The sequence below is a fragment of the Neotamlana sargassicola genome (genome assembly GCF_020523965.1).
Lineage (GTDB): Bacteria > Bacteroidota > Bacteroidia > Flavobacteriales > Flavobacteriaceae > Neotamlana > Neotamlana sargassicola.
Genome location: NZ_JAJAPX010000005.1, coordinates 248,246 through 261,177, shown reverse-complemented (window position 1 = coordinate 261,177; position 12,932 = coordinate 248,246). Strand labels below are relative to the sequence as shown.

Below are 12,932 nucleotides of genomic sequence, written 5' to 3'. Positions count from 1 at the left end.
AACACGTTCAGGTTGACAAACACTACATAAATCTCAAGCCTTTTTAACAATACCGTAATCGGTCCAAGCAAGTTTTTCGTTTTTTGTAGTGGCCCTAATTGCTAAATTTTTGTTTATAGATTCTTGGGTTTTATAACCTCTTGGATGATCGAGGTGTACACAAATGGCACTATACCTAATTTGCTTCGATTTTATACCATAATTAAACAACCGCTCCCCTAATTCACGATCTTGCCCACCGTACTGCATGCGCTCATCAAAGCCATTTATCGCTAAAATATCTTTTTTCCAACCCGATGCGTTATGTCCGTTCCAACTTGGCGTAGTTGGTGTAACCGCATTTAAAAATTTGGCTTTAAACCCCTTTGCTGTTAGCTTGTTATTTTTAAAAGATGATTTTAGGCCTTTCAACTTTAACCAAGAGGCATTAAATGGATTTTGATTAAAAATATCGTCTTTAGTTATGGCTTTGGATATATCCATGGGTAACATAAAATAACCTCCAGACAAAAAATAACCGGGTTCTTTTTTATCTACATGTACTTGTACAAAATCTTCTCGTGCCATACAATCGCCATCACTCATTAAAATATAATCGGCATTACATTTTAAAACCGCCTTGTTTAATATTTGCGACTTTTGAAATCCGTTATCCTCATGCCAGACGTGAATAATTGGATAATCGACAAGCTTTTGCATTTTTTCAATTAAACTAAAGGTTGGTTGTTTCGAGCCATCGTCGGCAATTACCATTTCAAAGTTTTTAAAACTTTGCTTGTGATAACTCCACATGACTTTTTCTAACCAAGCTTCAGCGTTGTAAGTACTTATTATTACGGATATTTCGGGTTGCTTCATTCGTATTTTGTTATACCAAATTTGGTAACTACAGTTTTGTTCTTTTTATTGTTTTGCCTTATTTTTTTGTTCAACTTAAGAGTTTCTTCATTTTTATAAGGTCTATTGTGGTGCAAATGTACACAAATGGCGCTATATCTAATTTGTAAAAATGTCATCCCTTTATTCATCATGCGTTCACCAACTTCACGATCTAACCCGCCGTATTTCATTTGCTCGTTAAAGCCATTTACTGCCAACATATCTTTTTTCCAACAAGATACATTCATACCATCAAAGGTCGCTTTGGTCGGCGTTACTGCGTTTAAAAACTTAGCTTTAAACTTATGCTTTGTCAATTTATTTAATTTAAAAGACTTAGGTTGACCGTGACTTAACAACCAATTTTTATTAAAACATCCCTGATTTTCAACTACTTTATTCGTTATTTTTTCTGAAACTTCTTGAGTTAATTTAAAGTACCCTCCAGAAACCACCGAATTTTCTTTTTGAAGACTTAAATGTGTTTCCACAAAATCTTTTCTAGCAATACAATCACCATCTGTAAAAATTAAATATTCTGAATTGGTTTTAAGAATGGCTTTATTTAAAATTTCGGTCTTTCTGAAGCCTTTATCTTCATGCCAAACATGAATAATTATCAAGTTTGTTTTCTCTTTAAAATCTTCAATAACCTGCTTAGTTTCATCTCCAGAACCATCATCTGCAATAATAAGTTCAAAATTTTTTACCGTTTGTAAGTCGTAACTTAACAATACTAATTTTAAAAATTCAGGCTTATTATAGGTCGTAATTATAACTGATGCAAGCGGCTTGTTCATATGGTAAAATTAAGTATTTTTACCCAAAATTATATGCATTAATGCTTAAACTCTCTGGTGTTATTATTACCTACAACGAAGAAGACAAGATTGAAACCTGCCTGCAATCTTTAGTTGGTATTGTTGATGAAATTGTTGTAGTCGACTCCCTTTCAACAGATCGCACCAAATCCATTTGCCAGAAATACAACGTCACCTTTATTGAGCAAGCTTTTTTAGGTTATGTCGAGCAGAAAAACTTTGCTTTAAATAAAGCTACCTACAACCATGTGGTTTGTTTAGATGCCGATGAGTATTTGTCTGAACCCTTAAAACAATCCATTCTACATTTAAAATCTAATTGGGTTCACGATGGTTACATAGCCAAACGCTTTAATTATTTTTGCGGACAATGGATTAAACACACCACCTGGTATCCTGATAAAAAACTGCGTGTTTTTGATAAAACTAAAGCACAATGGGGCGGTTTAAACCCACACGATTCGGTAAAGTTTTTTAATAAAGATAGTAAAGCTGATATGCTAAAAGGTGATATTTTACACCACACTTACCAAAGTTATTCCGAATTTAACCAGCGTGTAGAAAAGTTTTCAAGCATTTCCGCCGAATCGAATTTTAAACTTGGTAAAAAAGCACCTATTTATAAAATCATTTTAAATCCTACTTGGGCTTTTATACAATCGTATATTGTAAAGCTTGGTTTTTTAGATGGCCTAAACGGATTTATAATATCGGTACAAACCGCTAATATTCGATTTTTAAAGTATATAAAATTACGTGAATTAATTAAGAAAAATAGTTAAAAACAACAACATGTTTAATCATTATATAGTAACACGATTTAATTTAAGACGAGAGGACTGGACTCATAACAAGCGCCAACAAGTGGTGTTAACCGATCTCTGGTTAAAAAACAGGTTTGAGTTATTTACAAACTTTTGCTTTTCGAGTGTTGCGGCACAAACTAATAAAAATTTTACTTGGCTAGTATATTTTGATGTTAATACACCTGAAACCTATAAAGAGAAAATAAAAGATTTAGAAAAAGAGTCTGCGCAATTTAAACCTGTTTTTGTTAACGGTATGACGCAGTTTTTACCAGATTTACAAAGTAAATTAGCTGCCAGCCCTAAAGAGTACGTTATAACAAGTGGTTTAGATAATGACGACTGTTTAAGTATTCATTTTGTAAACGAAGTACAAAAACAGTTCAATAAACAAGATTATTTAGCATTAGATTTTATTGATGGCTACACTTTACAAATCACACCACAGGTTAGAGTTGGATACAAACTTCAAAAATTTAATCCGTTTATATCTTTAATAGAGAAAAACGAAAATCCCAAAGGCATGTATTACAGAAAACACATGCACTGGAAATATGAAACCAATCTAAAAACCATTAGCGATTGCCGTATTTGGTCTTCTATAATACATGAAGAAAATATGATTAACGAGTTTACAGGTTTTAGTAAAGTTGACATCAATTACTATTTAAACAACTATATATTATCTAAACAAAAACAAGAATTTATTAAAGCCAACAACGTTCCGCAAAACAAATGGTTTATTACCAGTTTTAGAAACTATTTAGATTCGTATTTTAAATACTACAATAAAATTCTAAAACGTAAATTGGGATTGTATAAAGAAAAGTAAGTGCTATTTTCTTTTTTTTCTCCAGAAGAAATATTTTTTCTTGAAACGTTCCCTTGATTTAAATTTTTCTGAAAACTGCTTAGAAAAAAACAACATACGTGCTTTTATTTCTTCTTCAGTTTTGTAATCTATAAGTTTAGCATATTCATTTGCCAAAACTCCTAACATTTTTCCACGAGGAGATAAACGGGCAAAATTTTTCATACGCGCATTAAAATCCATCTTTTCAAAATTCATTCTATTTAAATCTACCAAATAAAAATCGTATCCAGAATCGGTCTTTTTAATTAAAGTATTTCCTGGTGAATGATCTAAAAAATTAACTCCATTCTCATGCAGTGAAAAAGTAAACCTAGTAAAGGCTCTTAATATTTCATCATAATTTGGGTAGTTATCATCGTCAACCAGTGCTCTAATCGTAAAATCGTAGTAAAAGTGCTTACTCAAATAGTAACTCTTCTTGAATAACAAACCTTTTACAAACTCATAATAAGCTACTGGATGTGGTGTTTTTATTCCTAAATTTAAAAGATTTTGCGCATATTCAAACGACCGTTGAGCTTTACTTTTTCTAAAGTTTGCATAAGCAATTTGATTTACTAAATTCGGAATTTTAAAAGATTTTATAATGATATCATGCCCCAATAAATTAATTGCTTTTAATTTGTTTCTACTTTGGTTTCCGTAGGGTTCTCCTTCGTTATCAAAATTTAAAACAACTTCATTTAAACGAGTTTCATGCCTTTTAAAATTGCTATGTACTTTGTGTTTTTTTATCATCTGCGCTTTTGAAAAATTTAGCTTTCAAAAATAGGCAATTTAAGCCAACTACCATTTTTTTAACAAAATTTCCATTATTTTGCACCAAATATACATTTATGATAGCCTTACCGAAAACCTCATTAGTTACACCTACATATAATTGGCCAGAAGCACTTGAACTACTTTTGCTTAGTGTTAAAAATCAGTCTTATCTACCCAACGAAGTAATTATTGCAGACGACGGCTCAAAAAAGGAAACGAAAGATTTAATAGAAGCCTTTCAAAAAGATTTTCCAGTACCGATTGTTCATGTTTGGCATGAGGACAACAAAAACCAAAAGCCAGCTATCATGAATAAAGCCATTGCAAAGGCGAAATATGACTACATTATTGAAATTGATGGCGATATAATTATGCATAAACATTTTGTAAAAGATCATCTTGAAATGGCTTCAAAAGGTATGTTTCTATACGGTACTAGAGCTATTATTAAAAAAGAACGTCTAGATAAACTTTTTAAAAACAAACAAATCTCTTTTAATCCTTTATCTAAAGGAATTTATAAACGAGGAAGAACAATTCACTTCCCTTTATTAACCAGTTTTAATAAAGCAGAATCTACTCGATCTTCAAAATTAAGAGGATGCAATATGTCTTTCTGGCGTGACGATTTTATTAAAGTAAATGGTTTTAATGAGGCCCTAACTGGTTGGGGAATTGATGACAGTGAAATGATACAACGACTTTTAAATATTGGCATAACCGGAAGACGCCTAAAATTTCGAGCAATAGCGTATCACATTTACCATAAAGAACAAGACAAAAGCCATATTGAAATTAACAAATTAATAGAGAAAGAAACAACAAAAAATAAAGTTACATTTATAGAAAAAGGTATAAATCAATATTTATAAAATGAAGATGATTGAAGTTTCTGTTGTAATAATTAATTACAATACTGCTAATTATACAATAAATTGTATTAAATCAATTTTAGAAAAAACATCAAATACTTTAAATTGTGAATACATAATTGTTGATAATGCTTCTAAACTTAATGATTATTACCTCTTAGAGAATTTCATACAAAACCTAGCCAAAACAACTAAAATTAGTCTTATTAGAAGCCACATAAACACAGGTTTTGGAACTGGTAATATGATTGGTATTAATGAAGCTTCAGGAAAATATATTGCCTGTATTAACAATGATGTTTTATTTGAAAACGATTGCTTAAGTGTTTTAAAAGAGTTTATGGATAACAACTCTAACGTTGGCGTATGCGGCCCCCAAGCATTTAAAGAAAACGGCGAACTATTACCAACTATAGATCATTTTGCTAGTCTTGGTAGAGAACTGTTCGGGAGAAGTTTTTTAGAGCGCATAAATTCTAAAAAATATCCAAAAAGAAAAAAGCTCTATTCAAATCCTCAGAAATGCGATTTTGTTGCTGGCAGTTTTATGTTTTTTTCGTTCAAAGCATTTAGAAATGTCGGTGGTTTTGATACTAATATTTTCCTTTATTACGAAGAAACTGATATTTGCAAACGTTTATCCATACAAAATAAAGATGCTTATCTCGTTCCTTCGGGCAAATTTATTCATTTTCATGGCGCAAGTACACCAAAATCCATATATGCAAAAATAGAACTTAAAATTTCGCTGTTATACGTTATTAGAAAACATTACGGACTCATTTCATACTATATTCTACTCACGTATTTGCAATTAAAATACTTTTTTAGTAGTCTACTAAAACATAAAAATTGGCCAGTATTTATAATTTTATTAAAACAGGCCCCTCTATCATTGTCGTTAAAACACAAACAAAAAATTCAACCACTAAACCATGCAAACCGAAATTAACAACGCTCTTAAAACCCTAAAAGCTGGTGGCATTATACTTTACCCCACCGATACTGTTTGGGGCATTGGTTGCGATGCCACAAACCCAGAGGCCGTAAAAAAAATATACGATTTAAAGCAACGCGAAGACAGTAAAGCTTTAATTTGCTTAGTTGCCGACGATAGAATGTTAAAAAACCACGTGGCACAAGTCCCTAAAGCGGCTCAAGATATTATTGATGTTGCTGAAAAACCCACCACTATTATTTACGACCAAGCCAAAAATTTAGCACCTAATTTAATTGCTGAAGATGGTAGTATTGCCATTAGGATTCCAGACGACGATTTTTGCTTCTGGCTAACACGCAAACTTAATGGCGCTTTAGTTTCTACTTCGGCAAATATTAGTGGTGCACCTACGCCTAAATCCTTTAAAGAAATAAGTGCCGATATTTTAAATGGCGTAGATTATGTTGTAAATTTGCAAAAAGAAAAAATTTGCAACAAACCATCGTCTATTATAAAAATTGGTAATAATGGTGTGTTTAAAATTATACGGGAATAGTAGCCACATAACCACTCGTGAATTCGTGGCCAAAATAACATGAATTACAAAGAAGCTCTTCAAAATAATATTTTCAAAATTATTTCGCAATCTGCACAAGACCTTAAGCTAGATGCTTATGTTATTGGCGGGTTTGTACGCGACTATATTTTACAACGTGGTAATGCCAAAGACATAGATATTGTTGCTATTGGTAGCGGTATTGCTCTAGCTAAACACGTTGCTAAACACTTGCCAAATGAACCCAAAGTACAAGTTTTTAAAACTTATGGAACAGCCATGTTGCGTTATGAAGATGTTGAAATAGAATTTGTTGGAGCCAGAAAAGAATCGTACACTGAAAACAGCCGAAATCCATCAGTTGAAAACGGCACACTTCAAGACGACCAAAACCGTCGTGATTTTACAATAAATGCATTAGCCTTAAGCCTAAACGCAACTAATTTTGGTGATTTACTCGATCCGTTTGGAGGTATTTCAGATTTAAATAAAAACATAATCCGAACGCCTCTCGATCCAGATATTACTTATAGCGACGACCCATTACGCATGATGCGTGCCATTCGATTTGCCACTCAATTAAATTTTAAAATTGAAACAAAATCGTTAGAAGCCATCTCACGAAATAATAAACGCATTAAAATTATTACCAACGAGCGTATTGTTACCGAGCTTAACAAAATTCTAGAAAGCGAAACGCCTTCTATTGGATTTTTATTACTAGAAAAAACAGGTCTTTTACAATATATTTTACCAGAACTTACCGCTTTAAAAGGTATTGATGAAGTTGAAGGCCAACGTCATAAAGACAATTTTTATCACACCCTAGAAGTTGTAGATAATATAGCCAAACACACCCCTAATTTATGGTTACGTTGGGCGGCATTATTACACGATATAGGTAAAGCGCCCACAAAACGGTTTAGCAAAAAAGTAGGTTGGACCTTTCATGGGCACGAATTTGAAGGTTCAAAAATGGTTTTTCACTTATTTAAACGTTTAAAAATGCCATTAAATGACAAAATGAAATTTGTGCAAAAAATGGTATTTATGAGTTCGCGGCCAATTGTTTTGGCTAACGACGAAGTAACCGATTCTGCGGTACGCCGCTTAGTTTTTGATGCTGGCGATTATGTGGATGATTTAATGACGCTGTGTGAAGCCGACATTACCACCAAAAATCCTAAAAAGTTTAAAAAGTACCATAACAACTTTAAAATAGTTCGTGAAAAAATTATTGAAGTTGAAGCACGCGATCACATTCGTAATTTTCAGCCACCTATTTCTGGCGAAGAAATTATGGAAACTTTTAATTTAAAACCCTGCAGAGAAATAGGTGTTATAAAAGAAGCTATTAAAGAAGCCATTCTTGAAGGCGACATACCAAACGAACACGAAGCAGCCTACCAACTCATGCTTAAAAAAGGCGAAAAACTCGGGCTAAAAACAAGCGTTTAACCATGTTAAAAATTGAAAGAACAAACTCCGAGAACCAAAACTTTATTGACTTAGTTAAACAGCTAGATAAGTATTTAACTGTGGTTGATGGTGATGAGCACGATTTTTACAACCAATACAATAATATTGATGTTTTAAAACATTGTGTTGTCGCTTTTTTAAATAATAAACCTGTGGGTTGTGGCGCCTTTAAGCAATTCGATGACAATTCGGTTGAAATTAAACGCATGTTTACATCGCCAGAAGCTCGTGGTAAAAATATTGCCACAACTGTATTAAATGCCTTAGAAAAATGGGCCGCAGAGCTTAATTACAAAGCAAGCGTTCTTGAAACAGGAAAAAGGCAAATTGAAGCCGTTGGTTTTTACAAAAAGAATAATTACAAAATAATCCCAAATTTTGGCCCCTATAAAAACATAGATAATAGCGTGTGTTTTAAAAAAGATTTTGAAAAATGAAAAAAGACAACAAAAAAGTCATTTATTGGTTATTTACTGGGTGTGTTTTAATTTTCATCATGGTTATTGTTGGCGGCATAACACGATTAACACATTCTGGTTTATCCATATCTAATTACAAACTTATTTCGGGAACTATTCCTCCAATGAATGACACCGAATGGCAAGAAGCTTTTGAGCTATACCAGCAATATCCAGAATATCAAAAACTTAACAATCATTTTAATCTTCAAGATTTTAAAGATATTTACTTCTGGGAATGGCTACACCGTGTTATTGGTCGCTTTATAGGTTTAGTATTTTTTATACCCTTTATTTATTTTTTAATTACAAAACAACTTAGTAAACCCACTATTAAAAAAGCTATTATTTTAATGTGTATGGGCGCTTTTCAAGGCTTTTTAGGTTGGTATATGGTAAAAAGTGGTTTGGTTGATAACCCCGATGTTAGTCACTTTAGACTCGCCGCACATTTAACTACCGCTTTTTTAACCTTTGCCTATACCTTTTGGGTGGCTTTAGATTTAATTTACCCCAATAAAAAAGACATCAATATTCCGTTTAGAAACCTTGTACGTTTAACTTACATAATAATAGTTTTACAAATTATATACGGTGCCTTTGTTGCCGGTTTAGATGCTGGTTTTATCCATAACCACTGGCCTTTAATGAGCGAAGGTAAATTTATGCACGAAACCGTTTATATTGAACAAAGTCCGCTTATAAAAAACTTTATAGAAGGTAAAAGTGGTGTGCAATTTGTACATCGTTGTTTGGCTTACATCGTTGTAGCATTTGTAGTTATAGTTTATGTAAAATCTAGAAAACTTATTTTAACCTTACCTCAAAATCGAGCAATAAACAGCATTTTAATTATCGTATTTTTTCAATTTGTTTTGGGCGTATTAACTATAATGCTTCAAGTTCCAGTTTGGTTAGGCGTTGCGCATCAAGTAGGTGCATTTTTCTTGTTAACAGCTATCACATTTACACTACACAGGTTTACTAAATAACATAAAAAGACTACCTTTGTAGCCAAATTTTTTTACTGATGATTTACAGGTTTAGAGTTATACTGGACAACGACACTAGTGATGAAGATGTTTTTCGTGATTTAGAAATTCGTGAAACCGATTCGCTTGAAGAATTACACAATATTATTACCCAATCGTTTGGGTTTGATGGTAGTGAAATGGCTTCCTTCTACCTAAGTAATGATGCCTGGGAACAAGGTGAAGAAATTTCACTTTTCGATTTAAGTGATGATGGTTCTGCGCGTTTAATGAATGAAACCTCAATTGATAGCGTAGTACACGAAGCTCAAACTAAACTTATTTACGTTTACGACTTTTTAAGCATGTGGACTTTTTATGTGGAATTAGCTGAAATTGTTGAAGAAGCCGAAGGGCATGACTACCCCAACCTTATGTTTGTTCAAGGTCAAGTTCCTGATAATGCTCCCGACCGCCAATTTGAAGCCGATAATTTAGACGATGAGTTTAACGACTTTGAAGACGGACTTGATATTGATGATTACGATAATTTAGATTTTGACGAGCACTGGAATTAGCCTACATCTATTTTAGCTTATCTAAATTTACATTTTCATAATTGCGTGTTAAAAACTCCAACGAGTATTTTAAAATTTCGCCCATGCTTTTGCAGTGCTTAAAATTAACATCGTGCGTATATTCAAAAATCTTTGAGGTTAATATTACTATGTTCTCTTGGCTAGAAATAGAATCGTTTTGCATGCAATCTAAAAGTCTGGTAATTCTATTATTATAACTTTTTAATCGCTTTACTAAAATTGAACGTTCTTCCGTTTTATATTGTCCAATAGACAGTTTTTGCATGCTACTGGACACCAATTCCACCATTTTTAAATTTTCTTTAAAAAACTGTGGTCTGTAAATATTAAACTTCCCTTCATAAGATTGTTGGTCGAAATCTATAGCTCTAATTTTATAAACTACATGATCAAAATCGTGTGTAGGCACTATAACGTAGTTATACGAACGCATATCGCCTAAAAGCCTAATCATGCAACGTTCGTTAAACTTCACAAATTCTTTAGCTATTTGCGATTTTTCAGATTTATCACACTTATCTAAATGATTTTTTATAAACTCATCGCCTGGAATTCCTGCAATGTGCTCTTCAATTAAGGTATCATTGTACACCAAAAAATTTAGGTTATATGGCGACAACATATGCTCTAACTCCAAACCATACACCCGAGAAGCATCAGCTGTTTTTACATAAAAATAAGTGTAATTATCATTTAAAATATTTCGCACTTTTATTCTAAATGGCTTTGAGTTTCCAAAGGTGCAATAATCAATGGCATCGACACTTAAAAACGGAATTGTATTTTCATTTCCATCAGAATGCAAAATAGTATATACCTTTTTTAAAGCTAAATCTATTTCTTCGCGTTCAAATTCATTATAATAAACACGAATCCAAAGTGTATCGTTATCGTCTTTATCATACACTACAATCGAACCTTGAAAACGTAGTAAATCGTCATAAAAAATAGGAATTTTTATATTACGATTATATTTAGTTAAATAGTTATTTAACTGTGTCGTTATTGGAAACGAAGGCTTTTTCTTAGAAATTTTTAAATCTTGCATAGGGTAAAGTTATTTAAAAATTTACAAAGCATTTTAATTTTCGTGTAACAAAAACTAGCAGCTGTCGTCTTATTTTCAAACTAACCTTTATCAATTTAATTTGATAAACAAACCACTTACAGTTTGGAATCCATTCTTACAATTAACAACCTCACTAAAAAATTTGGCAATTTAACTGCCGTAAACAACCTATCGTTTACCATAAAAAAAGGAAACGTTTATGGTATTTTAGGCCCTAACGGCAGCGGAAAATCTACAACGTTAGGCATTGTACTCAATGTCGTTAATAAAACCTCTGGCGATTTTAATTGGTTCAGCGGCAATACTTCAACCCATGACGCTTTAAAAAAAGTTGGCGCTATTATTGAACGTCCAAACTTTTACCCGTACATGACCGCCGAACAAAACCTAAAATTGGTTTGTAAAATTAAAGGTGTTAATGAAAGCAAAGTTGATGAAAAGCTAGATATTGTTGGACTTTTAGAGCGCAAAACCAGTAAGTTTAAAACCTATTCGCTAGGTATGAAACAACGTTTAGCCATTGCCTCTGCCCTACTAAACGATCCTGAAATTTTAATTTTAGATGAACCCACAAATGGTTTAGACCCTCAAGGTATTCATCAAATAAGGGAAATTATAAAGCAAATTGCAGCTCAGGGAACCACTATCTTATTGGCTTCGCATTTACTGGATGAAGTTGAGAAAGTTTGCTCGCATGTTGTGGTTCTTCGTAAGGGTGTAAAATTATATTCTGGACGTGTAGATGAAATGATTTCTAGCTATGGTTTCTTCGAGCTTAAGTGCAATAACCAAGAGTTACTGCTAACTACGCTTAAAAATAGCGACCTGTTTACTAGCATAAAAGCGAATGATGATTTAGTTACTGCATTTTTAAAAGCACCTATGCCATCGGATGCGTTCAATAAATTTTTATTTGATAAGGGCATTATTTTAACGCATCTCGTACAACGTAAGGAAAGCCTTGAAGAACAATTTTTACAATTAACAGACAACATCAAAAACTAACCGCATCATGCTTCGACTTTTAAATCTAGAATTACAAAAGTTATTATTAAACCGCACTAGTAAAATATTAATTTTTGTATCGTTTATACTACCATTTTTTGTTATAATGCTTTCATCCTTAAAAATAAATGTATTCGGTTTTTTTACTTTAGAATTAGGCGAATTAGGTGTTTTCAATTTTCCAATAATTTGGCATTTAACCACCTTTTTTGCTTCACAGTTTAAATTCTTTTTTGCCATAGTTGTTGTAAGTATGATTGGTAACGAATACAGCAATAAAACCTTAAAGCAAAACCTTATTGATGGCTTAAGTAAAAAAGAATTTATACTGTCTAAATTTTACACCATTGTATTCTTTTCTTTGGTTTCAACGGTTTTAATTGCATTAATTTCACTTTGTATTGGCTTGTATTACTCGAGTTATAACGAGTTCTCGATAATCATTCAACAAACCAATTTTTTACTGGCCTATTTTATAAAATTAGTCGGCTTTTTTAGTTTGTGTTTATTTTTTGGCATGCTCGTTAAACGATCGGCATTTGCATTGGCCTTTTTATTTATTATTTATATTATAGAATGGATTATTTTTGGTTTAATCACTTGGCAATCCGATCACCACTTCGCAGAAAAAATTCAAAACTTTTTTCCGCTTAAAGCTATGTATAAACTTATCGACCAACCATTTCAGCGTATTGCCATGAGTAAATTTCCTGAAAAAACAGAATTGGTTTACGATTATGCAGTACATTGGCATGAAATGGTTATAGTTTTAGGCTGGACCGGTTTATTTGTGTTTTTATCTTATAGATTATTAAAACAACGAGATTTATAATATCTTTGA

15 protein-coding genes are annotated in these 12,932 nt (G+C 32.4%); 11 read left to right on the top strand and 4 right to left on the bottom strand.

What is annotated here, in order from left to right; all coding sequences use genetic code 11:
- Positions 1 to 33: 33 nt before the first annotated feature.
- Together LG651_RS13070 and LG651_RS13065 are read right to left on the bottom strand one after the other, a co-directional pair.
- Positions 34 to 858: a glycosyltransferase family 2 protein gene (locus LG651_RS13070; protein ID WP_226696563.1), complete on the bottom strand. Its 825-nt coding sequence runs from the start codon at positions 856 to 858 to the stop codon at positions 34 to 36.
- Entirely contained in the window at positions 855 to 1,679 is an 825-nt protein-coding gene (locus tag LG651_RS13065) for a glycosyltransferase family 2 protein (RefSeq protein WP_226696562.1), read from the bottom strand. Before LG651_RS13065 ends, LG651_RS13070 begins: the two co-directional genes overlap by 4 nt.
- Positions 1,680 to 1,720: 41 nt before the next feature.
- Between LG651_RS13065 and LG651_RS13060 the strand changes: the two genes are divergently transcribed.
- Positions 1,721 to 2,482, top strand: coding sequence for a glycosyltransferase family 2 protein (locus LG651_RS13060; protein ID WP_226696561.1), 762 nt, complete (start codon positions 1,721 to 1,723; stop codon positions 2,480 to 2,482).
- Positions 2,483 to 2,492: 10 nt separating this feature from the next.
- Positions 2,493 to 3,338 (top strand): glycosyltransferase, encoded by an 846-nt coding sequence (locus LG651_RS13055; protein ID WP_226696560.1) that lies wholly within the window; start codon positions 2,493 to 2,495, stop codon positions 3,336 to 3,338.
- 3 nt (positions 3,339 to 3,341) lie between these two features.
- On the opposite strand, the gene LG651_RS13050 is transcribed toward LG651_RS13055, so the two are convergent.
- Positions 3,342 to 4,118, bottom strand: coding sequence for a lipopolysaccharide kinase InaA family protein (locus LG651_RS13050; RefSeq protein ID WP_226696559.1), 777 nt, complete (start codon positions 4,116 to 4,118; stop codon positions 3,342 to 3,344).
- A 98-nt stretch (positions 4,119 to 4,216) separates the two neighbouring features.
- On the opposite strand from LG651_RS13050, the gene LG651_RS13045 reads away from it, so the two are divergent.
- From LG651_RS13045 to LG651_RS13015, 7 genes are read left to right on the top strand one after another with little or no spacing between them, the layout of a single operon-like run.
- On the top strand, positions 4,217 to 5,014 hold the full coding sequence (locus tag LG651_RS13045) for a glycosyltransferase family 2 protein (protein WP_226696558.1): 798 nt from the start codon (positions 4,217 to 4,219) through the stop codon (positions 5,012 to 5,014).
- 1 nt (position 5,015) lies between these two features.
- The gene (locus LG651_RS13040) at positions 5,016 to 5,966 is read left to right on the top strand and encodes a glycosyltransferase family 2 protein (protein ID WP_226696557.1); all 951 of its coding nucleotides are present in this window, start codon (positions 5,016 to 5,018) and stop codon (positions 5,964 to 5,966) included.
- Positions 5,950 to 6,510, top strand: a complete 561-nt coding sequence (locus LG651_RS13035) for an L-threonylcarbamoyladenylate synthase (RefSeq protein WP_226696556.1) — start codon at positions 5,950 to 5,952, stop codon at positions 6,508 to 6,510. The genes LG651_RS13040 and LG651_RS13035 overlap by 17 nt, the downstream gene beginning before the upstream one ends.
- Before the next feature lie 39 nt (positions 6,511 to 6,549).
- Positions 6,550 to 7,968: a CCA tRNA nucleotidyltransferase gene (locus LG651_RS13030; protein ID WP_226696555.1), complete on the top strand. Its 1,419-nt coding sequence runs from the start codon at positions 6,550 to 6,552 to the stop codon at positions 7,966 to 7,968.
- Positions 7,969 to 7,970: 2 nt separating this feature from the next.
- Positions 7,971 to 8,426: a GNAT family N-acetyltransferase gene (locus tag LG651_RS13025; RefSeq protein WP_226696554.1), complete on the top strand. Its 456-nt coding sequence runs from the start codon at positions 7,971 to 7,973 to the stop codon at positions 8,424 to 8,426.
- Positions 8,423 to 9,439: a COX15/CtaA family protein gene (locus LG651_RS13020; RefSeq protein ID WP_226696553.1), complete on the top strand. Its 1,017-nt coding sequence runs from the start codon at positions 8,423 to 8,425 to the stop codon at positions 9,437 to 9,439. The genes LG651_RS13025 and LG651_RS13020 overlap by 4 nt, the downstream gene beginning before the upstream one ends.
- Positions 9,440 to 9,477: 38 nt before the next feature.
- Positions 9,478 to 9,996, top strand: coding sequence for a plasmid pRiA4b ORF-3 family protein (locus LG651_RS13015; protein WP_226696552.1), 519 nt, complete (start codon positions 9,478 to 9,480; stop codon positions 9,994 to 9,996).
- A 7-nt stretch (positions 9,997 to 10,003) separates the two neighbouring features.
- Here the strand turns inward: LG651_RS13015 and LG651_RS13010 are convergent, their stop codons facing one another.
- Positions 10,004 to 11,065 (bottom strand): hypothetical protein, encoded by a 1,062-nt coding sequence (locus tag LG651_RS13010; RefSeq protein ID WP_226696551.1) that lies wholly within the window; start codon positions 11,063 to 11,065, stop codon positions 10,004 to 10,006.
- A gap of 123 nt (positions 11,066 to 11,188) precedes the next feature.
- Between LG651_RS13010 and LG651_RS13005 the strand changes: the two genes are divergently transcribed.
- Both LG651_RS13005 and LG651_RS13000 read left to right on the top strand, forming a co-directional pair.
- Positions 11,189 to 12,091, top strand: coding sequence for an ABC transporter ATP-binding protein (locus tag LG651_RS13005; RefSeq protein WP_226696550.1), 903 nt, complete (start codon positions 11,189 to 11,191; stop codon positions 12,089 to 12,091).
- A 7-nt stretch (positions 12,092 to 12,098) separates the two neighbouring features.
- Positions 12,099 to 12,923: an ABC transporter permease subunit gene (locus tag LG651_RS13000; RefSeq protein WP_226696549.1), complete on the top strand. Its 825-nt coding sequence runs from the start codon at positions 12,099 to 12,101 to the stop codon at positions 12,921 to 12,923.
- The last annotated feature ends 9 nt before the right edge of the window (positions 12,924 to 12,932 follow it).